This is a genomic window from Burkholderia lata (genome assembly GCF_000012945.1).
GTDB classification, from domain to species: Bacteria; Pseudomonadota; Gammaproteobacteria; order Burkholderiales; family Burkholderiaceae; genus Burkholderia; species Burkholderia lata.
The window spans coordinates 2,180,875-2,204,536 of sequence record NC_007510.1 but is presented as its reverse complement, the minus strand read 5'-3'; the positions used below and the strand labels follow the sequence as shown (position 1 = coordinate 2,204,536).

Sequence of the window (23,662 nt, the reverse complement as noted above, 5' to 3'; positions counted from 1 at the left end):
ATTTTCAGCCTGTTGGTTATTGTGACGGGCCGCCGGCGGGTTGCGCCGGGGGCGGGCGGCCTGGCCGGGCCGATCCGGGGGATCGACCCGCTGCGCCGGCCCGAGTTTTACCGCATCGGGGATTAACGTTCAATTAAGAGCGCGGCGGCGACTTTGCGGCCCTCGGCCATCAGGATGTTGTAGGTGCGGCAGGCGGCCTGGAAATCCATCGTCTCGACGCCGATCCGCTTCGCCGTGAGCGCCGCGACGAGCCGTGGGTGCGGGAAACGCAGCCGCGCGCCGCTGCCGAAGATCACGAGTTCGGGTGTCGGGTCGAGCAGCATCGCGAAATGCTCGGGCGCGAGCGCGTCGAACGACGACACGGGCCATGCCTGGACCGGCGCGCCGGGCAGCACGATGACGCTCGTTTCATGGCGTTCGAGATTGACGTCGACATAATCGGGGCCGTAGCCGGTGACGGTGTTGAGCGCGCCGCTCGCGTCCTGGTGCAGTTTCAAATCGGTATTCCGCGGGTCCGTAGGGGAATGTATCGCAGGGCCACACGGGCCCGGATGGCCGGTTTCGCTCGCCTGAGCACGCGGGACGCCTGACGGCGTGGGCCCGGCGCGGCTATGGTGCATTGCGAAAGTTGGCCAAAATCCGCTAAATTATAACTTTTTGGTCGCCCCCGGGCGCCACTTGCGTCGCGCGTCGCCACAAGCCGCGCCCGACCGCCCGCTTTTTCCCAGTCTAGACAGCGCGCACAGACCGGCCGCTTTCCAGTTTTGATCCCGTCCCCCCGGCCGCGAGGCCAACCCAGGAACCGTGTCGTCGTGAAACCGATTCAGAAGTCGAACAAGCTGCTCAACGTCTGCTACGACATCCGTGGCCCGGTGCTCGAGCACGCGAAGCGCCTCGAGGAAGAAGGCCACCGCATCATCAAGCTGAACATCGGCAATCTCGCGCCGTTCGGTTTCGACGCGCCGGACGAAATCATCCAGGACATGATCCGCAACCTGCCGACGTCGTCCGGCTATTCGGATTCGAAGGGCGTGTTCTCGGCGCGCAAGGCCGTGATGCACTACACGCAGGAAAAGGGCGTCGTGGGCGTCGGCCTCGACGACATCTACATCGGCAACGGCGCGTCCGAGCTGATCGTGATGGCGACCCAGGCGCTGCTGAACGACGGCGACGAAGTGCTGCTGCCCGCGCCCGACTACCCGCTGTGGACGGCGGCGGTCAGCCTGTCGGGCGGCACGCCGGTGCACTACATCTGCGACGAGCAGAACGCGTGGATGCCCGATCCCGACGACATCCGCCGCAAGATCACGCCGAACACGAAGGCGATCGTCGTGATCAACCCGAACAACCCGACGGGCGCGCTTTATTCAGACGAATTGCTGCTCGAGCTGCTCGCGATCGCGCGTGAGCACGGGCTGATCGTGTTCGCCGACGAGGTGTACGACAAGATCGTCTACGACGGTCTCGAGCACACGGCGCTGGGTTCACTGTCGGAGGACGTGATCACCGTCACGTTCAACAGCCTGTCGAAGAGCTATCGCTCGTGCGGCTACCGCGCGGGCTGGATGGCCGTGTCGGGCCTGGGCGGCGACAACCGCCGGCGCGCGAAGGATTATCTCGAGGGGCTCGGCATCCTGTCGTCGATGCGCCTGTGCGCGAACGTGCCCGGACAGTTCGCGATCCAGACGGCGCTCGGCGGCTACCAGAGCATCAACGAGCTGATCGTGCCGAGCGGGCGCCTGTACAAGCAGCGCGAGCTCGCGTACGACATGCTCACGTCGATCCCGGGCGTGACCTGCGTGAAGCCGCAGGCTGCGCTGTACATGTTCCCGCGCCTCGACCCGAAGCTTTATCCGATCCAGAACGACCAGCAGTTCATTCTCGACCTGCTGCTCGAGGAGCGCGTATTGCTCGTACAGGGCACGGGCTTCAACTGGACGACGCCGGATCACTTCCGCGTGGTCTTCCTGCCGAACCTCGACGACCTGACCGATTCGATCAACCGGATCGCACGTTTCCTCGACGGCTACCGCAAGCGCCATTCGGCCTGAGCGGCAGGGCCACACGGCACTCACTAATTCTTACTCATCGATCACACGCAGCATGGAACCGATCAAAGTTGGCCTGTTGGGCTTCGGCACGGTGGGCAGCGGCACCTTCACGGTGCTGGGCCGCAACCAGGAAGAAATCAAGCGACGCGCGGGGCGCGGCATCGAGGTGACGCGCATTGCGGTGCGCAACCCGGCCAAGGCGCTGGCTGCGCTCGGCGGCGACGCCGGCGCCGCGCAAATCACCGACGATTTCAACGCAGTCGTCGATGATCCGTCGATCGCGATCATCGCCGAGATGATTGGCGGCACGGGCATCGCACGCGAGCTCGTGCTGCGCGCGATCGCGAACGGCAAGCACGTCGTGACGGCCAACAAGGCGCTGCTCGCGGTGCACGGCACCGAGATCTTCGAGGCCGCGCGCGCGAAGGGCGTGATGGTCGCGTTCGAGGCGGCCGTCGCCGGCGGCATCCCGATCATCAAGGCGCTGCGCGAAGGCCTGACCGCGAACCGCATCCAGTACATCGCGGGCATCATCAACGGCACGACCAACTACATCCTGTCGGAAATGCGCGATCGCGGGCTCGACTTCGCGACCGCGCTGAAGGCCGCGCAGGAGCTCGGCTACGCGGAAGCCGATCCGACCTTCGACATCGAAGGCGTCGACGCCGCGCACAAGGCGACGATCATGAGCGCGATCGCGTTCGGCGTGCCGGTGCAGTTCGAGCGCGCGTACGTCGAGGGCATCAGCAAGCTGGATGCGACCGACATTCGCTACGCGGAAGAACTCGGCTACCGGATCAAGCTGCTCGGCATCACGCGCCGCGCCGAAAACGGCATCGAGCTGCGCGTGCATCCGACGCTGATCCCGGAGAAGCGCCTGCTCGCGAACGTCGAGGGCGCGATGAACGCGGTCGTCGTGCACGGCGACGCGGTCGGCACGACGCTGTACTACGGCAAGGGCGCGGGCGCGGAGCCGACCGCATCGGCCGTGGTCGCGGATCTCGTCGACGTCACGCGCCTGCACACGGCGGACCCGGAGCATCGCGTGCCGCACCTCGCGTTCCAGCCGGACAGCCTGTCGAACACGCCGATCCTGCCGATCGAGGAAGTGACGAGCGGCTACTACCTGCGCCTGCGCGTCGCCGATCAAACCGGCGTGCTGGCCGACATCACGCGCATCCTCGCCGCATCGGGTATCTCGATCGACGCGCTGCTGCAGAAGGAATCGGAGCAGGTCGACGACGCGAAGGGCGAAACCGACATCATCCTGATCACGCACGTCACGGTCGAGAAGAACGTGAATGCGGCGATCGCGCAGATCGAGAGCCTTGCGACGGTGGTATCGAAGGTGACGAAGCTGCGCATGGAAGCGCTGAACTGAGCTGAGGACGACATGAATTACATCTCCACGCGCGGCGCCGGCATCGGCGAGCGCCACACGTTCTCCGACATCCTGCTCGGCGGTCTCGCGAAGGACGGCGGGCTCTACCTGCCGGCCGAGTATCCGACGGTGTCCGCCGACGAGCTCGCACGCTGGCGCTCGCTGTCGTACGCGGATCTGGCGTTCGAGATCCTGTCGAAGTTCTGCGACGACGTGCCGGCCGACGACCTGCGCGCGATCACGCGTCGCACGTACACGGCCGACGTGTACCGCAACACGCGCCATGGCGAGAACGCGTCCGACATCACGCCGCTGAAGACGCTCGGCACCGAGAACGGCGCGCCGATCTCGCTGCTCGAACTGTCGAACGGCCCGACGCTCGCGTTCAAGGACATGGCGATGCAGCTGCTCGGCAACCTGTTCGAGTACACGCTCGCAAAGCACGGGCAGACGCTGAACATTCTCGGCGCGACGTCCGGCGACACCGGCAGCGCGGCCGAATACGCGATGCGCGGCAAGGCCGGCGTGCGCGTGTTCATGCTGTCGCCGCACAAGAAGATGAGCGCGTTCCAGACGGCCCAGATGTTCAGCCTGCAGGATCCGAACATCTTCAACCTCGCGGTCGAAGGCGTGTTCGACGACTGCCAGGACATCGTGAAGGCCGTGTCGAACGATCACGCGTTCAAGGCGCAGCAGAAGATCGGCACGGTCAACTCGATCAACTGGGCGCGCGTCGTCGCGCAGGTCGTGTACTACTTCAAGGGCTACTTCGCAGCGACGCAGTCCAACGACGAACGCGTGTCGTTCACGGTGCCGTCGGGCAACTTCGGCAACGTCTGCGCAGGCCACATCGCGCGGATGATGGGGCTGCCGATCGCAAAGCTGGTGGTCGCGACCAACGAGAACGACGTGCTCGACGAGTTCTTCCGCACGGGCGCGTATCGCGTGCGCAGCGCCGAGAACACCTATCACACGAGCAGCCCGAGCATGGACATTTCGAAGGCGTCGAACTTCGAGCGCTTCGTGTTCGACCTGCTCGGCCGCGATCCGGCACGCGTGATGCAGCTGTTCCGCGACGTCGAGGAGAAGGGCGGCTTCGATCTCGCGGCGAGCGGCGATTTCTCGCGCGTCGCCGAGTTCGGTTTCGTGTCGGGCAGCAGCAGCCACACGGACCGCATCGCGACGATCCGTGACGTGTTCTCGCGCTACGACACGATGATCGATACGCATACGGCCGACGGCGTGAAGGTCGCGCGCGAGCATCTCGACGCGGGTGTGCCGATGGTCGTGCTCGAGACGGCGCAGCCGATCAAGTTCGGCGAGACGATTCGCGAAGCACTCGATCGCGAAGCCGAGCGTCCGGCTGCATTCGACGGGCTCGAGGCGCTGCCGCAGCGTTTCGAGGTCGTGAACGCCGATGCGCAGCAGGTGAAGGACTTCATCGCCGCCCATACGGGCGCATGACGCACGGCCGGGCCACGGGCCCGGCTGCGCACAACGGCCGGAATGCCGATTCGTCGAACGGATCGGGATTCCGGCCGTTTCGTTTGGCAGCTGCCAGGCAGCGGTCGTCACCACGCGTACGAAACAAGTGTCAGACCGGCGCATTCGCGCGAATCACAGTTTCCGCATGTCGGCCATATCGCGCGCCCGCGCGACGGCGTCGCTACAATGACGTATTGAATCCAACGATCCCCGATTCCATCGATGTCGAACCCGAATCCCGCGGCGCCGCGTGCGCCGATGCTGTCGACCGCCGAGGCACTCGCCGCGCTGCTCGATGCCGCGAAGCCGTTGCCCGGCGCCGAAACCGTCGCCACGCTCGACGCGCTCGGCCGCGTGCTGGCGGCCGACGTGAGCTCGCCGCTCGACGTGCCGCCGATGCACACGAGCGCGATGGACGGCTATGCGGTGCGCGTCGCCGACCTGCTGCATGGCGACCGGCGTTTGCCGGTGTCGCAGCGCATTCCGGCCGGTCACCCGGCCGCGCCGCTCGCTGCTGGCACGGCCGCACGGATCTTCACCGGCGCGACGGTGCCGCCCGGCGCCGACGCCGTCGTGATGCAGGAGCAGACGGCGGCCGACGGCGATGCGGTCGAGATCCTGCACACGCCGAAGGCCGGTGAATGGATCACCGCGCAGGGCGCGGATATCCGGCAGGGCTCGGTGATCCTGCCGGCCGGCACGCGGCTCACGCCGCAGGCGCTCGGCCTGGCCGCGTCGGTCGGCTGCGCGCAATTGGCGGTCGCGCGGCGGATTCGTGTCGCGGTGTTCTTCACCGGTGACGAACTGACGATGCCCGGCGAGCCGCTGAAGCCCGGCGCAATCTACAACTCGAACCGCTTCACGCTGCGCGGGCTGCTGGAACGGCTCGGCTGCCACGTGACCGACTACGGGATCGTGCCCGATTCGCTCGCCGCGACGCGCGATACGCTGCGCGCGGCTGCCCGCGATCACGACGTGATCCTGACGAGCGGCGGCGTGTCGGTCGGTGACGAGGATCACGTGAAGCCGGCCGTCGAGGCCGAAGGGCGGCTCGCGCTGTGGCAGATCGCGATGAAGCCCGGCAAGCCGCTAGCTTACGGCGCGGTGCGCCGCGGCGACGATCGCGCCGATGCGCACTTCATCGGGCTGCCCGGCAACCCGGTGTCGAGCTTCGTCACGTTCCTGCTGTTCGTGCGGCCGTTCCTGCTGCGCCTGTCCGGCGTGCGCGACGTCGCGCCGCGCGCACTGTCGCTGCGTGCCGACTTTTCGCAAAACAAGGGCGACCGGCGCAACGAATTCCTGCGCGCGCGCGTCAACGCGGCCGGCGGCCTCGACCTGTTCCCGAACCAGAGCTCGGCGGTGCTGACGTCGACGGTGTGGGGCGATGGCCTGATCGACAACCCGCCGCAGCACGCGATCAGCGCCGGCGAGACCGTGCGTTTCATTCCGTTTTCCGAACTGCTGTCGTAACGCGACGGCTTCCCGAACCATGAAGATTCAACTGAAATTTTTTGCAAGCGTACGCGAGGCACTGGGTGTCGCCGACGAGCAGGCCGACGTGCCGGACAGCGTCACGACCGTGGGCGACGTGCGCGCGTGGCTGCGCGTGCGCGGCGGTGCATGGGCCGAGACGCTCGCCGAAGGGCGTGCACTGCGCATGGCGTGCAATCACGAGATGACCGATCCCGACACGCGGCTCACCGAAGGCTGCGAGGTCGCTTTCTTTCCGCCGGTGACGGGCGGTTGAGGCACGGGCGATGGCAACGGTACGAATCCAGACCGACGACTTCGATCTGAACGCGGAAGTCGCGGCACTGCGCGCACGCAACCCGAAGATCGGCGCAGTCGCATGCTTCGTCGGCACGGTGCGTGATCTGAACGAAGGCGAATCGGTTGCGGCGATGGAGCTCGAGCACTATCCGGGGATGACCGAGAAGGCGCTCGAGAAGATTGCCGCCGAGGCCGGCCGACGCTGGCCGGGCATCGACGTCGCGATCGTGCATCGCGTCGGCAAGCTCCTGCCGCTCGACCAGATCGTGATGGTCGCAACGGTTGCGTCGCACCGCGGCGATGCGTTCGCGTCGTGCGAGTTCGTGATGGACTACCTGAAGACCGAGGCGCCGTTCTGGAAGAAGGAAACCACGCCGGACGGCGAGCGCTGGGTTGATGCGCGCAGCACCGACGATGCCGCGCTCGCGCGCTGGGGCATCGAATCGGGCAATACGCGGCGCTGAGCACGGCGTGAGGGTGGTGCGGCGAGGTGCCGCGTGCGCGCAAGCGTCGCGCGTCACGGCTGCCCGTTACGCGTCCGGATCGCTGCTGCGCCCGATGATCTTCGTCGGAAACGGCTCGCCGCGGGCACGCGAGGGCAGCGCATGCGGATCGTCAGCTGCGTCGCGACGGCGCGGTGCGATTGCGTCGAGCAGTGCCTGCTGCTCGGGCGGAATCTGATAGTCCCAGCCGAACCGGCTCAACTGGAGGCTCTGCGCGATCCGCAGCGCCGGCTCCATGAAGCGGATCGCTGCGGGCGGCGCGTAGCGCGTCTCGACCGTTTTCAGGAACAGCGACAGCCAGCGGCTGAAATGGGCGGGCTCGATCCCGTCGAGCGGCTGGTGCGCCTGCTGCACGTTGCCGCGATAGCCCTTGGTGCCGAGCACGAGGCTCGACCAGAACGTGACCATCTTCGGCAGGTGGTCGTCCCAGCGGCCTTCCAGCTTCGCGTCGAACACGGGCCCGAGCAGCGGATCGGCGCGCACGCGGTCGTAGAACGCGTAGACGAGATCGCGGATGTTCTCTTCGGTCGGCTCGGTGTCGCGAGGGCGGGCCGGTGCGGAATCGGGCGAGGCGGGCAGGGCAGTCATGGCAAAAGGGCCGGAGAAATAGGCAACGACGGGGCGGCGGCGCGGGCATCGTGCAGGACGCCGGCCGGATTTTGACGCAAAATAGCGTCCAACAACCCCTGAAAAACGTGTAAGTGTCACGCATCTTATTGCGCGCGCGCCATCCCGGCAACCCGGGGCCGCGGAACAGGGCCGTCAACCGGCCCCGTGCGCAACCCGATCGGCCCGGCTCACGTAATCGGGGCACGATCGATCTTTTCCGTATTCGCCCATGAGACTCACCGACTACACCGACTATTCGCTGCGCGTGATGCTGTACCTGGCCGTGCGTGGCGAGGGACTCGCAACGATCCAGGAGATCTCGGACGCCTACGGCATCTCGAAGAACCATCTGATGAAAGTCGTGCAGCAGCTCGGCGAGCTGGGGTGGGTCGATACCGTCCGTGGCCGCAATGGCGGGCTGCGGCTGTTCCCCGAATCGCTGCAACTGACCGTCGGCCAGGTCGTGCGCGCGACCGAGAGCGATTTTGCGCTGGTCGGCTGCTTCTCGGCCGAGGGCGAGTCGCGCGGCTGCGTGATCGAGCCGCAGTGCCGGTTGAAGGGCGTGCTGGCGGCCGCGCGCGATGCGTTCTTCGCCGAACTCGACCGTCACACGCTCGGCGAACTGGTCGAACCCGCTGCGCCGCTCGTCGCGTTGCTCGGCATCCGCCCGATCGTGCGCATGCGTGCCGAGCCGTCGCCGGAAGACGCCCCTGTGTCCGTCGAACCGCCGTCGACCGCCGGCTGATACGCGCTCGCCGCGCTTCCCGAGCCGGCCGCGGCCCGTCCCGGGGCCGCTTCATGGATATCCATCGATTTTTGCGCTGAATCAACCCGAATTTCGCTTGAAAGCCGCATAACCATCCTCATCTTGGTGTTAATCGAAAATTGGAGGTCTCGACTAAATGAGAATCGACAAGCTCACCACCAAGTTCCAGGAAGCACTCGCGGATGCGCAAAGCCTCGCAGCAGGCCGCGACAATCAATACATCGAACCCGTTCACGTTCTCGCGGCGCTGGTCGCGCAGCAGGACGGTTCCGCCCGCTCGCTGATGTCGCGCGCGGGCGTTCACATTCAGGCGCTGCAAGGCGCGCTGAACGAAGCCATCTCGCGCCTGCCGCAAGTGACGGGCACGGGCGGCGACATCCAGATCGGCCGTGAACTCTCCGGGCTGCTGAACCAGGCCGACAAGGAAGCGCAGAAGCTCAACGACACGTTCATCGCGAGCGAGATGTTCCTGCTCGCCGTGTCCGACGACAAGGGCGACGCCGGCAAGCTCGCGCGCCAGCACGGCCTCACGCGCAAGGCGCTGGAAGCCGCGATCGCCGCGGTGCGCGGCGGCTCGCAGGTGCACAGCCAGGACGCCGAAAGTCAGCGCGAGGCACTGAAGAAATACACGGTCGACCTGACCGAGCGCGCCCGGGCGGGCAAGCTCGATCCGGTGATCGGCCGCGACGACGAAATCCGCCGTTCGATCCAGATCCTGCAGCGCCGCACCAAGAACAACCCGGTGCTGATCGGCGAGCCGGGTGTCGGCAAGACGGCGATCGTCGAAGGGCTCGCGCAGCGGATCGTCAACGGCGAAGTGCCCGAGACGCTCAAGGGCAAGCGCGTGCTGTCGCTCGACATGGCCGCACTGCTCGCCGGCGCGAAGTATCGCGGCGAATTCGAGGAGCGCCTGAAGGCGGTGCTCAACGACATCGCGAAGGATGAAGGCCAGACGATCGTCTTCATCGACGAAATCCACACGATGGTCGGTGCAGGCAAGGCCGAAGGCGCGATGGATGCGGGCAACATGCTGAAGCCGGCGCTGTCGCGCGGCGAGCTGCATTGCATCGGCGCGACCACGCTCGACGAATACCGCAAGTACATCGAGAAGGATGCCGCGCTCGAGCGCCGCTTCCAGAAGGTGCTCGTCGACGAGCCGAGCGTCGAGGCGACGATCGCGATCCTGCGCGGGCTGCAGGAGAAGTACGAACTGCACCACGGCGTCGACATCACCGACCCGGCGATCGTCGCCGCGGCCGAGCTGTCGCACCGCTACATCACCGATCGCTTCCTGCCGGACAAGGCCATCGACCTGATCGACGAAGCCGCTTCGAAGATCAAGATGGAAATCGATTCGAAGCCCGAAGAGATGGACAAGCTCGATCGTCGTCTGATCCAGCTGAAGATCGAGCGCGAAGCCGTGAAGAAGGAGCAGGACGAAGCGTCGCAGAAGCGCCTGCAGCTGATCGAGGAAGAGATCGAACGCCTCGGCCGCGAGTACGCGGATCTGGAAGAGATCTGGACCGCCGAGAAGGCCGCGGTGCAGGGCAGCGCACAGCTGAAGGAAGAGATCGAGAAGGTGCGTGCGGACATCGCACGGCTGCAGCGTGACGGCAAGCTGGAGAAGGTTGCCGAGCTGCAGTACGGCAAGCTGCCGCAGCTCGAGGCGCAACTGAAGCAGGTCACGCAGGCCGAAGAGCAGGAGCAGCACAACCCGACGCGTCCGCGCCTGCTGCGCACGCAGGTCGGCGCCGAGGAAATCGCGGAAGTCGTGTCGCGTTCGACCGGGATTCCGGTGTCGCGAATGATGCAGGGCGAACGCGAGAAGCTGCTGCACATCGAGGAAAAGCTGCATGAGCGCGTGGTCGGCCAGCACGAGGCGATCAGTGCGGTGGCCGACGCGATCCGCCGTTCGCGCGCGGGTCTCGCCGATCCGAACCGTCCGTACGGCTCGTTCCTGTTCCTCGGCCCGACGGGTGTCGGCAAGACCGAGCTGTGCAAGGCGCTGGCGTCGTTCCTGTTCGATTCGGAAGAGCACCTGATCCGCATCGACATGAGCGAGTTCATGGAGAAGCACAGCGTCGCGCGGCTGATCGGCGCGCCGCCGGGCTATGTCGGCTACGAGGAAGGCGGCTACCTGACGGAAGCCGTGCGTCGCAAGCCGTACAGCGTGATCCTGCTCGACGAGATCGAGAAGGCGCATCCGGACGTGTTCAACGTGCTGCTGCAGGTGCTTGACGACGGCCGCATGACGGACGGGCAGGGGCGCACGGTCGACTTCAAGAACACGGTGATCGTGATGACGTCGAACCTCGGCTCGCAGGTGATCCAGGCGATGACGGGTGCGCCGCAGGAAGAGATCAAGGATGCCGTGTGGCTCGAGGTGAAGCAGCATTTCCGCCCCGAGTTCCTGAACCGGATCGACGACGTCGTCGTGTTCCATGCGCTCGACCGCAGCAACATCGAGTCGATCGCGAAGATCCAGCTCGCACGCCTGCACGACCGGCTTGCGAAGCTCGACATGGCGCTCGACGTGTCGGAAGCGGCGCTCGAACAGATCGGCAAGGTCGGCTACGATCCGCTGTTCGGTGCGCGTCCGCTGAAGCGCGCGATCCAGCAGGAGATCGAGAACCCGGTCGCGAAGCTCATCCTCGCGGGCCGCTTCGGTCCGAAGGATGTGATTCCGGTCGATATCCACGACGGCAAGTTCGTGTTCGACCGCGTCGTTCACTGATCGCTGCCTGCCGCCCGGCTCGTACCGGGCGCACCAAAACAAACACCCCGCTCAGGCGGGGTGTTTGCTTATGGGGTGTCGCAACGATGCAGGGTTCGAATCAGCCCTGCTTGTTGCCGCCGAACATGCCGGCGATCTGCGACAGCGAGCCGAGCACGTTCGACGGGTCGACCTGTGCCTGGCCATCGGCCGGCACGGCGCCGTCCGGCGTCGCGTGGTTGACGACGTGCGGCAGCACTTGCGCGAGCACGGTCGAGGCCATCGACGGATCGACACCGAACTTGCTCGCGAGCGCACCGATCGCGTCCGAGCCCAGCACGTTCTGCAGCGCGTCCGGCGAAATCGGCTGGTTCTGGCCGGTGCCGACCCACGAACCGATGACGTCGCCGGCGCCGCCGGCCTTGAACTTCTCGATCAGGCCGTTCAGGCCGCCCGGCTGGTTGTTGATGAATTCGAGCGCGGTCGTGATCAGCGCGCTTTGCGAGTTGCCGCCGGCCTGGCCGCCGAGCAGACCGCCAACGATGTCGAGGAGACCCATGGTTCTTCACCTTTACCGATAAGGGCGCCACGCTGTGGGCGCCCGTTGAACGAATGCCGCGCGCACGCCGTCGCGCGCGCGGCGCACATCAGGCGCCCGACGCCGCGGCGGCGGAGGCTGCCTTGTCCTTCTTGCTTTTCTTCTTCGAACCCTTCGTCGCTTTTGCCGACGATGCGGCGGCCGGTGCGCTCGCACCCGCATCGGCGGATGCCGCCGCTGCTGCGGCCGCCTTTTCCTTCTTCGTCATGCGCTTGGCCTTGGCCGGCTTCGTCGCCGCATCCGGCGCGCTTGCCGCCGGTGCCGGTGCCGTGGCCGTCGTGCCGGCCGTCGCGGTCGTGGACGTCGACGCCGTGCCTGCCGACGTCGTTGCGGACGTGGTGGCCGACGTCGTTGCCGATGTCGTCGCGGCCGGCTTCGACAGCTTCACGCCCTTCGGCGGCGTCGCCGAGCCGCCGATCGTCAGGCCGTTTTCCTCGAGATGCCCGACCGACTTCGTGCCGAGGCCCTTCACGCGGTTCGCGAGATCGTCCGCGTCCTTGAACGGGCCGTTCTTGGTGCGTTCGTCGATGATCGCCTTCGACTTCACGGGCCCGAGACCCTTCACCGATTCGAGCGTGGCCTGGTCAGCCGTGTTGACTTCGACGGCTGCGGCAAGGCCCGCGGCGAGCGACAGCGATAGCGCGACGAACAGCATCAGCAGCTTTTTCAGCATGGCAAAGGCTCCCTGGTTCTGACGGATGAATGGCTGTTGCAACGGACGGCGGGGCGAGGCGTGGCCGGGCGTCGCCGTTAAGCATAGGACAAATGCGTGCCCTTTTTAAGACAGGCTGACCGAATCTTGCTGAAGGCTTGCGGCGCTGTAAAGACAGAAACCCGCGTCGAGCGGCGGTTTTGACCATTCTTTACGGTGTCGCCGGGGTGTCGCCGACAATCGTTGCACTGGCTGTTCGATAGGCCTTGACTTAGAGTGAACTCTAACTCCTAACCTTGTTCCTGCCATGTCGAAAACCGTATCCCAACCTCACGCCACTGGCCCGCTGACGATCGGCCAGGTCGCCGAAATGACCGGCCTGTCGACGCATACGCTGCGGTACTACGAGCAGGCCGGCCTGCTGCGCGCGATTTCGCGCACGGCGGCCGGGCACCGGCTCTATGCACCGGCCGACCTTGACTGGCTGGCCTTCGTGATGCGCCTGAAGGCGACCGGCATGCCGATCGCGCAGATGCAGGCATTCGCGACGCTGCGCGCGCAAGGCGAGTCGACCTTCGGTGCGCGGCGCGACCTGCTGATCACGCATCGCGACGCGGTGCGCGCGCATATCGCGGAGCTGCAGGCGAGCCTCGACGTGATCAGCGACAAGATCGTGAACTACGAGGCGCAGGAGCGGGAGATGGCACGACGGGCAAGACCTTCTCACTCCCTATCGGAACAGGATGGACACAATGGAACGACTCGTTGAAGACCGCTACACGCGCGGCTGGAACAAACTGAAGGAAATCGACGGCGAAGTGGGCGAGCGCGTGATCGCGGCGCTGGCGCCGATTGCACCGGACTTTGGGCGGCTCCTGGTCGAGTTCAGCTTCGGCGACATCTACAGCCGGCCGCAGCTCGACCTGAAAGCGCGAGAAATCGCGACGATCGCGGCGCTGGCCGCACTCGGCAACGCGCAGCCGCAGTTGAAGGTGCATATCGAGGCCGCGCTGAACGTCGGCTGCACGCGCGACGAGATCGTCGAGGTGTTCATGCAGATGGCCGTGTACGCGGGTATGCCGGCCGCACTCAACGCGTTGTTCGCCGCGCACGAAGTGTTTACGCGGCGTGATGAAGCGGCCGGCAATGCGGCAGACGTGAACGAAGCGGCCGGGCAGCCCGCATGACGAAGCGCGCGCCAGCGCGTCACGCGCGATGTGGCGCGACGATCCGGTGCTTCGCGATGCGTCGGTACAGCGTCGCGCGCGAGATGCCGAGCGCCTGCGCGGCCGCGTCGGGCCGCCAGCGATGTGCGGTGAGCGCCGCGACGATGCGGCCGCGTTCGTCGTCGGGCAGCATGCCGGGCGACGTGCCGCCGAGCTGCGCGGCGATATCGGCCGGCAGATCCTGCCGCGTCACGCGCGCGGCGTCGCACACCGCGCACGCATAGCGCAGCACGTTGCGCAATTGCCGCACATTGCCGGGCCACGGATACGCGGCGAGCTGTTCGGCGAGCGTCGCATCGAGCGTCAGCACGTGGCCGGTTGCCTGCGCCTCTTCGGCGAATACGGCGGCGATCACGTCGCGCACATCGGCGCGCTCGCGCAGCGGCGGCAGTTCGAACGTCGCGCCGCTCAGCCGGTAGTACAGGTCCTCGCGGAACGTGCCGTCGGCCACCATGCGTGCGAGATCGCGGTGCGTCGCGCAGATCACGTCGAGATCGACGCGTACGGGCGTGTCGCTGCCGAGCGGCACGACTTCGCCATCGGAGAGCACGCGCAGCAGGCGCGTCTGCAACGCGAGCGGCATGTCGCCGATTTCGTCGAGGAACAGCGTGCCGCCGTCGGCGAGCGCGATCTTGCCGCGCGCGCCATGCTTGCGTGCGCCGGTGAACGCGCCGGCCGCATAGCCGAACAGTTCGCTCTCGATCAGCGCTTCCGGCAGCGCGCCGCAGTTGACCGCGACGAACGGCCGAGCGCGCCGCGCACCGGCATCGTGGATCGCGCGCGCGAATACTTCCTTCCCCGCACCGGTTTCGCCGAGCACGAGAATCGGCAGCCGCTTGCTCGCGACGCGCAGCGCGAGCTCGGCCTGTTGCGCGATATGCGCGTCGTTGCTGTGCAGGAACGGCGTCAGCGCGCCGACGTGGCGTTGCGCGGTGCCCGGGCGGCGCGAGGCCGTGCCGGGTTCGCGGCCGGGGCGCCGTAGCGGTGCACGCAGCCGCGCATAGAGCGGCGCACCGGTTGCGCGCAGCCGCAGCGCGACGATCGCATCGAGCCGCGCGGCATCGCGCAGCGGCATCTCGGTCGCATCGAAGATCTCGTCGATATGGCGCGGTTCGCGCAGCGCCGGCAGCGCGTCGCGCGCCTGCCGGTTCGCGGCGACGATGTTGCCGCATTCGTCGAACGCGATCAGCCACTCCGGTTGCGCTTCGACGTAGTGACGATTCGGATGCCCGAACAGGATCCAGTGCTGCGCGGTGCTGTGCACGAAGTAGCCATCCTCGATCAGCGCCGCGCTCTGCCGCACGAGCTGATAGACGAGACGCTGGCTGTCGCGGCCGTCGGGTGAATGAACGGCCGACGCGTCGAGCACGCCGATCAGTTCGCCGCCCGGCGAGAAGATCGGCGCGGCGCTGCAGGTGAGCGTCGTGAATGCCGCGCGAAAGTGATCGGTCTTGTGTACGGTGATCGGCGCGAGATCGGTCAGCACATTCGCGACACCGCATGTGCCTTCCTCGCTTTCCGACCAGCACGAGCCGATGTGCAGCCCGGCATGGCGGAAGTCGTTGCGGCGCTCGCGGTCGATCCGGTAGTCGATCGTCACGCCGTGCGCGTCGGTCAGCATCACGCAGTAGTCGGCGACGCGGATCATGTCGTGCAGCCGCGTCAGGCATTGGCCCGACGCACGCAGGAAGGCTTCCTCCTTGTCGCGCACTTCACGCAGCTCGGCCGCGGTCAGCACGCGCGGGCCGATCGAAGAAGCGGGGTCGAGACAGTAGCGCTCCAGCGACCGTTGCCACGACGACACGAGGCGCGTGGATTCGGCCGGCGCGGGCAGGCGTCCGGCGAGCGCGCCGAGCACACGGTCGGCGTGCTGGGCCTGGGGGACGGCGTAAGGCATGGTCGGCTCCGGTTCCGTACGGCGGGGGATGCGATGTTCTTGTAGCACATCCGGTTCGACGGATCACATTGCATCGCAGCACGCGGCGGGCGTGAGACGTTCGTCTCACCGGTATCGCGGGCCGTCTCGTGTCGTTGAGACACGTTCATGTGCGCGCTGCGGCGATCGTCCGGCATGACGCGGCCTGCGCGCCGCCGCGATACCGCGGGGTTTGCGGGCGCAGTGGTGCGCTTGCACCGGCGTCGCGGCGGCCGTTTCGTTGAATCGGCGATGTGAGACGAGCGGGCCGAATGGCCGCACTCTCGGTCCTTCCAGCAGCGAATCCGAAACACGGGCATCCCCGTCTCGTCAGCATTCACAAGGGTTTCACGTTCATCGCACGCACGATGGCACGCCGCTTGCAGATATCACGGGCAAGTCGGCGCGGTCGCGTCGATGACGACGATCCGCCACCCGATGATGGCAGCGGACGAGACAGGCAGGGCCGCGGCACGCCAACGCGCCGCGGCCGGCCAACTGGATGGAGACAAACCCGTGACGACGCCCGTTACCGTTGGCGTGATCGCGAACCCCGCATCGGGGCGCGACATCCGCCGCCTTACGACGCATGCCTCCGTGTTTCCGACGGCCGAGAAGGCGAACATGATCGTGCGCCTGCTGGCCGGCCTCGGCGCGATGGGCGTCGAGCGCGTGCTGACGCTGCGCGACCGGACGGGCATCGCGACGCTGCTGCTGCGTGCGATCGACACGCATCGGGCGGTCGCGCGGCACGAGCGCTGGCCCGAAGTCGAATTCGTCGACCTGCCGATCACCGACTCCGTCGCCGATACCCAGGCCGGTGCTGCCTACCTGCACCGGATGGAAGTCGCGCTGATCGTCGTGCTCGGCGGCGACGGTACCCATCGCGCCGTGGCCGCGCACTGCGGCGCGACGCCGCTCGTCGCGCTGTCCACCGGTACCAACAACGCATTTCCCGAACATCGCGAAGCCACCGTCGCCGGCGTCGCGGCAGGACTCGCCGCGACCGGCGCGGTGCCGGCCGAAGTCGCGTTCACGCGCAACAAGCGGCTCGTCGTGCGCTGCGTGGCGGGCGCGCAGCCGGGGCGCGAGGAGATCGCGCTCGTCGACGTGTGCGCTGCGCGGCAGCGTTTCATCGGCGCCCGCGCGATCTCGGGTTCCGACGACATCGATTCGCTCTACCTGACGTTTGCGGAACCGGACGGGATCGGCCTGTCCGCGCTCGGCGGCGCGTGGGCGCCGCTCGAACGCAGCGCGCCGCACGGGCTCGCGATGCGTTTCGCGGGCGAAGGCAAGACGGCCGGCACGCCGCTCGTCGCGCCGATTGCACCGGGCCGCGTCGATCGCGTCGTGATGCGCAGTTGCGAGCGGCTCGAGCCGGGTGCCTGGCAGACGATTCCGTTCGAGCACGGCACGCTCGCGTTCGACGGCGAGCGCGAGATCGAGGTCGCGCGCGGCGATCGCTACGAGATCTCGCTCGACTGGCGCGGGCCGCTGACGGTCGATGTCGGCCGCACGCTGCGCTACGCGTCGTCGCGGCAACTGCTGCGCGATGCCGGCGAGTGGCGCTATTGAGGCGCCGTTTTACCGAGTGACATTTCGACATCCATAACGATCATCCAGGAGACATCGCCATGACAGCCCCACTCGAAGGACAGGTCGCCATCGTCACCGGCGGCGCGCGCGGCATCGGCCGCGGCATTGCACTGACGCTCGCCGGCGCGGGCGCCGACATCCTGCTCGCCGACCTGCTCGACGACGCACTCGACGCCACCGCGCGCGAAGTACGCGCGCTCGGCCGCCGGGCGGCGATCGCGAAGGTCGACGTCACGCAGGCCGCGCAGGTCGATGCGATGGTTGCACAGGCACTCGCCGACCTCGGCCGCCTCGACATCCTCGTGAACTGCGCGGGCGTGATCAGCATTCATCCGGTCGGCGAACTGACCGAGCGCGACTGGGATTTCGTGATGGACGTGAACGCGAAGGGCACGTTCCTCGGCTGCCGCGCGGCGCTCGCGCCGCTGAAGGCGCAGGGCCACGGCCGAATCATCAACGTCGCGTCGATCGCCGGCAAGGAAGGCTTTCCGAATCTCGCGCACTACAGCGCATCGAAATTCGCGGTCGTCGGCTTCACGAATGCGCTCGCGAAGGAGCTCGCGCGCGACGGCGTGACCGTCAACGCGATCTGCCCCGGCATCGTGCGGACGTACATGTGGGACCGGCTGTCCGATGAATGGAAGACCGACGGCGAATCGGTCGAGGAGTCGTGGCAGCGGCACCAGTTGACGCTGATTCCGCAGGGCCGCGCGCAGACGCCGGAGGACATGGGCCGGCTCGCGTTGTTCTTCGCGACGATGGACAACGTGACAGGCCAGGCCGTGAACGTCGACGGCGGCTTCACGTTCCACTGACGGCCGCAGGCCGTGAAATCCGTCGCCACGGCCCGGCCGCGGCGGCATTCGCAGTCAGACCTACCCAGGAGACACACATGACCGCTTCGACACAGCTCAGCAGGGACAAGCTGCTGGACGCCTACCGGCTGATGCGCACGATCCGCGAATTCGAGGAACGCCTGCACGTCGAATTCGCGACCGGCGAGATCCCCGGCTTCGTTCACCTGTATGCGGGCGAGGAGGCGTCCGCGGTCGGCACGATACTGCACCTCGGCCTCGACGACTACGTTGCGACCACGCACCGCGGCCACGGCCATTGCATCGCGAAGGGCGTCGACGTGCACGGGATGATGGCCGAGATCTACGGCAAGAAGACGGGCGTCTGCCACGGCAAGGGCGGCTCGATGCACATCGCCGACCTGGCGATGGGGATGCTCGGCGCGAACGGGATCGTCGGTGCGGGCGGCCCGCTCGTCTGCGGTGCGGCGCTCGCGGCGAAGCACAAGAAGACCGGCGGCGTCGGCGTGTGCTTCTTCGGCGACGGCGCATCGAACCAGGGCGTGATCTTCGAATCGATGAACCTTGCGTCGGTGTGGCGGCTGCCCGCGATCTTCGTGGCCGAAAACAACGGCTATGCGGAAGCGACGTCGTCGAGCTGGTCGGTCGCCACCGACAACATCGCCGATCGTGCGAACGGGTTCGGGATGCCGGGCGTGATCGTCGACGGCTTCGACTTCTTCGCGGTGCACGAAGCGCTTGGCGAAGCCGTCGAGCGTGCGCGCAACGGTGGCGGCCCGACGCTCGTCGAGGTGAAGTTCACGCGCTATTTCGGTCACTTCGAAGGTGATGCGCAAACCTATCGCGCACCGGGTGAAGTGCAGAAGCTGCGCGACGAGAAGGACTGCCTGAAGCATTTCGAAACGCGCGTCGTGCGGGCCGAAGCATTGACGACCGCCGACCTGCGCGCGGTCGATGCCCAGGTGAAGGCGCTGATCGACGATGCGGTCGCGCAGGCCAAGGCCGCGCCGGTACCCGATGCCGCCGACCTGCTGACCGACGTCTACGTGTCGTACCCGTGAGCGCGGCCTGACACTGCGGCCGACACGGCGAACCGAACATTCCAGGAGACAGACATGGCAAGGAAGATCACTTATTCGCAGGCGATCAACGAAGCGCTCGCACAGGAAATGGCGCGCGACGAAAGCGTGATCGTGATGGGCGAGGACAACGCAGGCGGCGCGGGTGCGCCGGGCGAGGACGACGCGTGGGGCGGCGTGCTCGGCGTGACGAAGGGGCTGTTCCACAAGTTTCCGGGCCGCGTGCTCGATACGCCGCTGTCGGAGGGCGGCTACATCGGCGCGGCGGTAGGCGCTGCCGCGTGCGGGATGCGGCCCGTCGCGGAGCTGATGTTCATCGATTTCATGGGCGTGTGCTTCGACCAGATCTTCAACCAGGCCGCCAAGTTCCGCTACATGTTCGGCGGCAAGGCCGTGACGCCGGTCGTGATCCGCGCGATGTACGGTGCCGGCTTGCGCGCGGCCGCGCAGCATTCGCAGATGCTCACGTCGCTGTTCACGCACATTCCGGGGCTGAAGGTCGTGTGCCCGTCGACGCCGTACGACGCGAAGGGGCTGCTGATCCAGGCGATCCGCGACAACGATCCGGTGATCTTCCTCGAGCACAAGCTGCTCTATACCCGCGAAGGCGACGTGCCGGAGGAGTCCTATGCGATTCCGTTCGGCGAGGCGAACGTGATGCGCGACGGTGACGACGCGACGATCGTCACGTACGGCCGGATGGTGCATCTCGCGATGGACGCGGCCGCGAAGCTCGCGAAGGACGGCATCCAGGTCGACGTGATCGACCTGCGCACGACGTCGCCGCTCGACGAGGAAACGATTCTCGAAAGCGCGGAGCGCACCGGGCGCGTGGTGGTCGTCGACGAAGCGAACCCGCGCTGCTCGATCGCGACCGACATTGCCGCGCTCGTCGCGCAGCGCGCGTTCCATGCGCTGAAGGCGCCGATCGAGCTGGTCACTGCGCCGCATACGCCTGCGCCGTTCGCGAGCGTGCTGGAAGACCTGTATATCCCGTCCGCCGATGCGATTGCGCAGGCGGTCCTGAAGACGAGGAGCTGACACGATGTCGATTCACATGATCACGATGCCCAAGTGGGGGCTGTCGATGGAGCAGGGGCAGGTCAACGGCTGGTTGAAGGCCCTCGGCGAACGCGTGACGAAGGGCGATGAAGTGCTCGACGTCGAGACCGACAAGATCTCGTCGGGCGTCGAATGCGCGTTCGACGGCACGCTGCGCCGGCAGGTCGCGCAGGAAGGCGAGACGCTGCCGGTCGGCGCGCTGCTCGGCGTCGTCGCGGCCGCCGATGCGAGCGATGCCGACATCGATGCGGCGATTGCCGATTTCCAGCGCGATTTCGTACCGAGCGCGGCTTCCGACGAAGCCGCGGGCCCGCAGCCCGAGAAGGCGCAGATCGGCGGCCGAACCGTGCGCTTCCTGAAGCTCGGCGACGGCAGCGGCACGCCCGCCGTGCTGATCCACGGCTTCGGCGGCGACCTCAACAACTGGTTGTTCAATCACGCGGATCTCGCGGCGCACCGGCCGGTGTGGGCGCTCGACCTGCCCGGTCACGGCGAGTCGGGCAAGGCGGTCGAGACGGGCAGCCTCGATGAACTGGCCGACGCGGTGCTTGCGCTGCTCGATGCGAAGGGCATCGACCACGCCCACCTGATCGGCCATTCGATGGGCGGCGCGGTCGCGATGGCGGCGGCCGAGCGCGCGCCGCAACGTGTCGCGTCGCTGACGCTGATCGCAAGCGCCGGGCTCGGCACCGACATCAACCGCGCTTACATCGACGGCTTCGTCGCCGGCAACAGCCGCAACACGCTGAAGCCGCACCTCGGCGCGCTGTTCGCGGACAACGCGCTGGTCACGCGGCAGCTCGTCGAGGATCTCGTCAAGTACAAGCGGCTCGAAGGTGTGCAGGCCGCGCTCGAAAAGATCGCGAATGCCGCGTTCGACGGCGCCGCACAGCGGCGCGTGTTCCGCGACCGGCTCGCGACGCTTGCGCCGCGCACGCTCGTGATCTGGGGCGAGCGCGACCAGGTGATCCCGGCGCAGCACGCGCAGGGTCTGCCTGACGGCGTGCGTGCCGAGGTGATCGCCGGCAGCGGGCACATGGTGCAGATGGAGGCCGCCGCCGACGTGAACCGCCTGATCGTCGCGTTTCTCGGAGACTGACGATGGCCGCCGCGCTCGAACGACCCAGCCTCACGGCGCTCGGCCAGCCGGGCGCGAGAAGCCGCGACAAGCTCGCGCGCATTCCGGTGCGCGTCGAGCCCGCGGCCGGTGCGGCGTTGCCGAAGCCGCCGTGGCTGCGCGCGCGGCCGATGATGAGCGCGGCGGTTGCCGATATGGCGGCCGTGCTGCGCGACCATCGGCTGCATTCCGTCTGCGAGGAGGCGATGTGCCCGAACATCGGCGAATGCTTCGCGCAGCGCACGGCGACCTTCATGATCATGGGCGGGCTGTGTACGCGGCGTTGCCCGTTCTGCGACGTCGCGCACGGCCGTCCCGAACCGCTCGATCCGGACGAGCCCGCGCGACTGGCCGATGCGGCTGCGGCGCTCGGGCTGCGCTATGTCGTGATCACGTCGGTCGATCGCGACGACCTGCGCGACGGCGGCGCCGCGCATTTTGCCGCTTGCATCGCGGCGGTGCGCGCGAGCGTGCCGGGCATCGGCGTCGAAGTGCTGACACCGGACTTCCGCGGTCGCGTGGCCCGCGCGCTCGATGCGCTGTCGATGGCCTGGCCCGACGTGTTCAACCACAACATCGAGACGGTGCCGTCGCTGTATCGCGCGGCGCGGCCGGGCGCCGACTATCGCGGCTCGCTCGAACTGCTCGCGCAGGCGAAGCGGGCGCGGCCGGGGCTGGTGACGAAATCGGGGTTGATGCTCGGCCTTGGCGAGTGCGACGACGAAGTGCGCGACACGCTGCGCGACCTGCGCGCGCATGACGTCGACGTGCTGACGCTCGGCCAGTATCTCGCGCCGTCCGCGCATCATCTGCCGGTGCGACGCTACGTGAGCCCGGACGCATTCGCCGCGTGGCGCGACGAAGCGCTATTGCTCGGTTTCAGGGAAGTCGTCGCCGGCCCGCTCGTGCGGTCGTCGTATCACGCGGCCGACGTGCTTGAGGAGAAGTAGCGGGCAACGCGTCAGGCGGACGTGGACACGGCGGCATGCGCACGGCTGACGCGGCGCAGGTACAGCACGAGCCCGGCGCCCGCGAGCATCAGGCTGATCGTGTTCGCGAACCAGAAGCCGCGCGCGCCGGTCAGCCACGCGGGCGCGATGCCGCCCACGTCGAAACCGAGCGCGTAGCCGCCGCTGAGCCCGACGCCCCACAGCGCGACCGCATAGATCACGGTCGGCACGACCGCGACCTTGTAGGCGCGCAGCACGAACGCCGACGTGACTTGCAGCGCATCGAAGACGTGGTAGCACGCGACGATCGCGACGAGCGGCATCGCGGCCGCGGCGACGGCCGGGTTCGGCGTATAGCCGCCGATGATCAGCGGGCGCAGCACGAACACGAGCAGGCCGTAGGTCGCGGCGATGCCGCACGCGAAGATCACGCTGTGCCGGCCGAGCAGCCGGGCTTCCTCGGGCCGTCCGGCGCCAAGCGTGCGTGCGACCAGCGTCGACGCCGCCACGCCGATCGACAGTGGCGTCATGTACAGCACCGCGCCGATGTTGCCGGCGATCTGGTGGCCGGCGAGCGTCGTCGTGCCGAACTGCGCGATGAACAGCGCCATGCACGTGTACGACGTGACCTCGATCAGGTACGACAGGCCCATCGGCACGCCGAGTTTCAGGATCGCCTTCTGGCGTTCCCAGACCGGCCAGCAGAAGCGCGAGAAGATCGCGAGCGGCGCGAACACGTCGAGCTTCGCGAGCAGCGTGTAGCCGATCACCGCGAGTGCCCAGTTGATCAGCGCGCTGGCGAGCCCGCAGCCGGGGCCGCCGAGGGCCGGCACGCCGAACCCGCCGAAGATGAACCACACGTTGAGCGGAAATTTGAGCAGCAGCGCGCCGATCTGCAGGATCATCGCGAGGCGCGGCTTGCCGGCGGCGTTGGTCAGCGCGTTGTAGATGCGGAAGACGAGGCTGGCGGGCAGCCCGTACGACAGGATGCGCAGGTAGTCGACGGTGCGGTCGTGCAGCGCGGCGGGCGTGTGCGCGACGCGCAGCAGCGGCTCGGGAAAATGCAGCAGGAGGAAGCCGGGCACCGCGAGCAGCGACGCGAGCCACAGCGCCTGGCGCACTTCCTCGCCGATCTCGGCATAGCGCCGCGCGCCGTACAGCTGCCCGGTGATCGGCTGCAGCGCGGACAGGATGCCCGTCAGGCCGATATAGATCGATATGTAGATCGACGAGCCGAGGCCGAGCGCGGCCAGGTCGACGGCCGAGTAGCGCCCGACCATCGCGGTGTCGATTACGCCGAACGCGATGATCGCGAGCTGGCCGACGAGCACCGGCCACGCGAGACCGACAATCCGGCGGATGTCGCCGAACATC

22 protein-coding genes are annotated in these 23,662 nt (G+C 67.4%); 16 read left to right on the top strand and 6 right to left on the bottom strand.

The window, feature by feature from the left end; all coding sequences use genetic code 11:
* Positions 1-122: 122 nt before the first annotated feature.
* The gene (locus BCEP18194_RS15840; RefSeq protein ID WP_041492864.1) at positions 123-497 is read right to left on the bottom strand and encodes an Mth938-like domain-containing protein; all 375 of its coding nucleotides are present in this window, start codon (positions 495-497) and stop codon (positions 123-125) included.
* Between the two features lie 315 nt (positions 498-812).
* Between BCEP18194_RS15840 and BCEP18194_RS15835 the strand changes: the two genes are divergently transcribed.
* The 6 genes from BCEP18194_RS15835 to BCEP18194_RS15810 all read left to right on the top strand — a co-directional run bounded on the left by BCEP18194_RS15835 (position 813) and on the right by BCEP18194_RS15810 (position 7,151).
* Positions 813-2,051, top strand: a complete 1,239-nt coding sequence (locus tag BCEP18194_RS15835; RefSeq protein WP_011352300.1) for a pyridoxal phosphate-dependent aminotransferase — start codon at positions 813-815, stop codon at positions 2,049-2,051.
* 52 nt (positions 2,052-2,103) lie between these two features.
* Positions 2,104-3,432 carry a homoserine dehydrogenase gene (locus BCEP18194_RS15830; protein ID WP_011352299.1) on the top strand — a complete coding sequence of 443 codons (1,329 nt, stop codon included), beginning with the start codon at positions 2,104-2,106 and terminating at the stop codon, positions 3,430-3,432.
* Between the two features lie 12 nt (positions 3,433-3,444).
* Positions 3,445-4,896, top strand: coding sequence for a threonine synthase (gene thrC, locus BCEP18194_RS15825; RefSeq protein WP_011352298.1), 1,452 nt, complete (start codon positions 3,445-3,447; stop codon positions 4,894-4,896).
* A 243-nt stretch (positions 4,897-5,139) separates the two neighbouring features.
* Positions 5,140-6,387 carry a molybdopterin molybdotransferase MoeA gene (gene glp, locus BCEP18194_RS15820; RefSeq protein ID WP_011352297.1) on the top strand — a complete coding sequence of 416 codons (1,248 nt, stop codon included), beginning with the start codon at positions 5,140-5,142 and terminating at the stop codon, positions 6,385-6,387.
* Between the two features lie 19 nt (positions 6,388-6,406).
* Positions 6,407-6,664, top strand: a complete 258-nt coding sequence (gene moaD / locus BCEP18194_RS15815; protein ID WP_011352296.1) for a molybdopterin converting factor subunit 1 — start codon at positions 6,407-6,409, stop codon at positions 6,662-6,664.
* Positions 6,665-6,674: 10 nt separating this feature from the next.
* On the top strand, positions 6,675-7,151 hold the full coding sequence (locus tag BCEP18194_RS15810) for a molybdenum cofactor biosynthesis protein MoaE (protein ID WP_011352295.1): 477 nt from the start codon (positions 6,675-6,677) through the stop codon (positions 7,149-7,151).
* Between the two features lie 66 nt (positions 7,152-7,217).
* On the opposite strand, the gene BCEP18194_RS15805 is transcribed toward BCEP18194_RS15810, so the two are convergent.
* A complete protein-coding gene (locus BCEP18194_RS15805; protein WP_011352294.1) occupies positions 7,218-7,778 on the bottom strand; it encodes a group III truncated hemoglobin in 561 nt (186 codons plus the stop codon).
* A 250-nt stretch (positions 7,779-8,028) separates the two neighbouring features.
* Here BCEP18194_RS15805 and BCEP18194_RS15800 point away from each other — a divergent pair, with 250 nt between their 5' ends.
* On the top strand, positions 8,029-8,544 hold the full coding sequence (locus BCEP18194_RS15800; RefSeq protein ID WP_011352293.1) for an Rrf2 family transcriptional regulator: 516 nt from the start codon (positions 8,029-8,031) through the stop codon (positions 8,542-8,544).
* 157 nt (positions 8,545-8,701) lie between these two features.
* Positions 8,702-11,299, top strand: a complete 2,598-nt coding sequence (gene clpB, locus BCEP18194_RS15795) for an ATP-dependent chaperone ClpB (RefSeq protein ID WP_011352292.1) — start codon at positions 8,702-8,704, stop codon at positions 11,297-11,299.
* A gap of 100 nt (positions 11,300-11,399) precedes the next feature.
* Here the strand turns inward: clpB and BCEP18194_RS15790 are convergent, their stop codons facing one another.
* Together BCEP18194_RS15790 and BCEP18194_RS15785 are read right to left on the bottom strand one after the other, a co-directional pair.
* A complete protein-coding gene (locus BCEP18194_RS15790; RefSeq protein ID WP_011352291.1) occupies positions 11,400-11,837 on the bottom strand; it encodes a YidB family protein in 438 nt (145 codons plus the stop codon).
* 88 nt (positions 11,838-11,925) lie between these two features.
* Positions 11,926-12,549 carry a ComEA family DNA-binding protein gene (locus tag BCEP18194_RS15785; protein ID WP_011352290.1) on the bottom strand — a complete coding sequence of 208 codons (624 nt, stop codon included), beginning with the start codon at positions 12,547-12,549 and terminating at the stop codon, positions 11,926-11,928.
* 286 nt (positions 12,550-12,835) lie between these two features.
* Here BCEP18194_RS15785 and BCEP18194_RS15780 point away from each other — a divergent pair, with 286 nt between their 5' ends.
* Positions 12,836-13,297, top strand: coding sequence for a MerR family transcriptional regulator (locus BCEP18194_RS15780; RefSeq protein ID WP_011352289.1), 462 nt, complete (start codon positions 12,836-12,838; stop codon positions 13,295-13,297).
* Entirely contained in the window at positions 13,281-13,715 is a 435-nt protein-coding gene (locus BCEP18194_RS15775) for a carboxymuconolactone decarboxylase family protein (protein WP_011352288.1), read from the top strand. Before BCEP18194_RS15780 ends, BCEP18194_RS15775 begins: the two co-directional genes overlap by 17 nt.
* 19 nt (positions 13,716-13,734) lie before the next feature.
* On the opposite strand, the gene BCEP18194_RS15770 is transcribed toward BCEP18194_RS15775, so the two are convergent.
* Positions 13,735-15,651 (bottom strand): sigma-54-dependent Fis family transcriptional regulator, encoded by a 1,917-nt coding sequence (locus BCEP18194_RS15770; RefSeq protein ID WP_011352287.1) that lies wholly within the window; start codon positions 15,649-15,651, stop codon positions 13,735-13,737.
* Positions 15,652-16,185: 534 nt separating this feature from the next.
* Between BCEP18194_RS15770 and BCEP18194_RS15765 the strand changes: the two genes are divergently transcribed.
* The 6 genes from BCEP18194_RS15765 (at position 16,186) to lipA (ending at position 22,288) form a co-directional block, all read left to right on the top strand.
* Positions 16,186-17,244, top strand: coding sequence for an ATP-NAD kinase family protein (locus tag BCEP18194_RS15765; protein WP_041493088.1), 1,059 nt, complete (start codon positions 16,186-16,188; stop codon positions 17,242-17,244).
* Positions 17,245-17,303: 59 nt separating this feature from the next.
* The gene (locus tag BCEP18194_RS15760) at positions 17,304-18,080 is read left to right on the top strand and encodes an SDR family NAD(P)-dependent oxidoreductase (RefSeq protein ID WP_011352285.1); all 777 of its coding nucleotides are present in this window, start codon (positions 17,304-17,306) and stop codon (positions 18,078-18,080) included.
* 77 nt (positions 18,081-18,157) lie between these two features.
* On the top strand, positions 18,158-19,141 hold the full coding sequence (locus BCEP18194_RS15755; protein ID WP_011352284.1) for a thiamine pyrophosphate-dependent dehydrogenase E1 component subunit alpha: 984 nt from the start codon (positions 18,158-18,160) through the stop codon (positions 19,139-19,141).
* A gap of 54 nt (positions 19,142-19,195) precedes the next feature.
* On the top strand, positions 19,196-20,200 hold the full coding sequence (locus BCEP18194_RS15750) for an alpha-ketoacid dehydrogenase subunit beta (RefSeq protein ID WP_011352283.1): 1,005 nt from the start codon (positions 19,196-19,198) through the stop codon (positions 20,198-20,200).
* Positions 20,201-20,204: 4 nt separating this feature from the next.
* Positions 20,205-21,320, top strand: coding sequence for an acetoin dehydrogenase dihydrolipoyllysine-residue acetyltransferase subunit (locus BCEP18194_RS15745; RefSeq protein ID WP_011352282.1), 1,116 nt, complete (start codon positions 20,205-20,207; stop codon positions 21,318-21,320).
* Positions 21,321-21,322: 2 nt separating this feature from the next.
* Complete coding sequence (lipA, locus tag BCEP18194_RS15740) at positions 21,323-22,288, top strand: lipoyl synthase (RefSeq protein ID WP_011352281.1); 966 nt, start codon at positions 21,323-21,325, stop codon at positions 22,286-22,288.
* An 11-nt stretch (positions 22,289-22,299) separates the two neighbouring features.
* Here the strand turns inward: lipA and BCEP18194_RS15735 are convergent, their stop codons facing one another.
* Positions 22,300-23,661, bottom strand: coding sequence for an MATE family efflux transporter (locus BCEP18194_RS15735; protein WP_011352280.1), 1,362 nt, complete (start codon positions 23,659-23,661; stop codon positions 22,300-22,302).
* Position 23,662 lies beyond the last annotated feature (1 nt).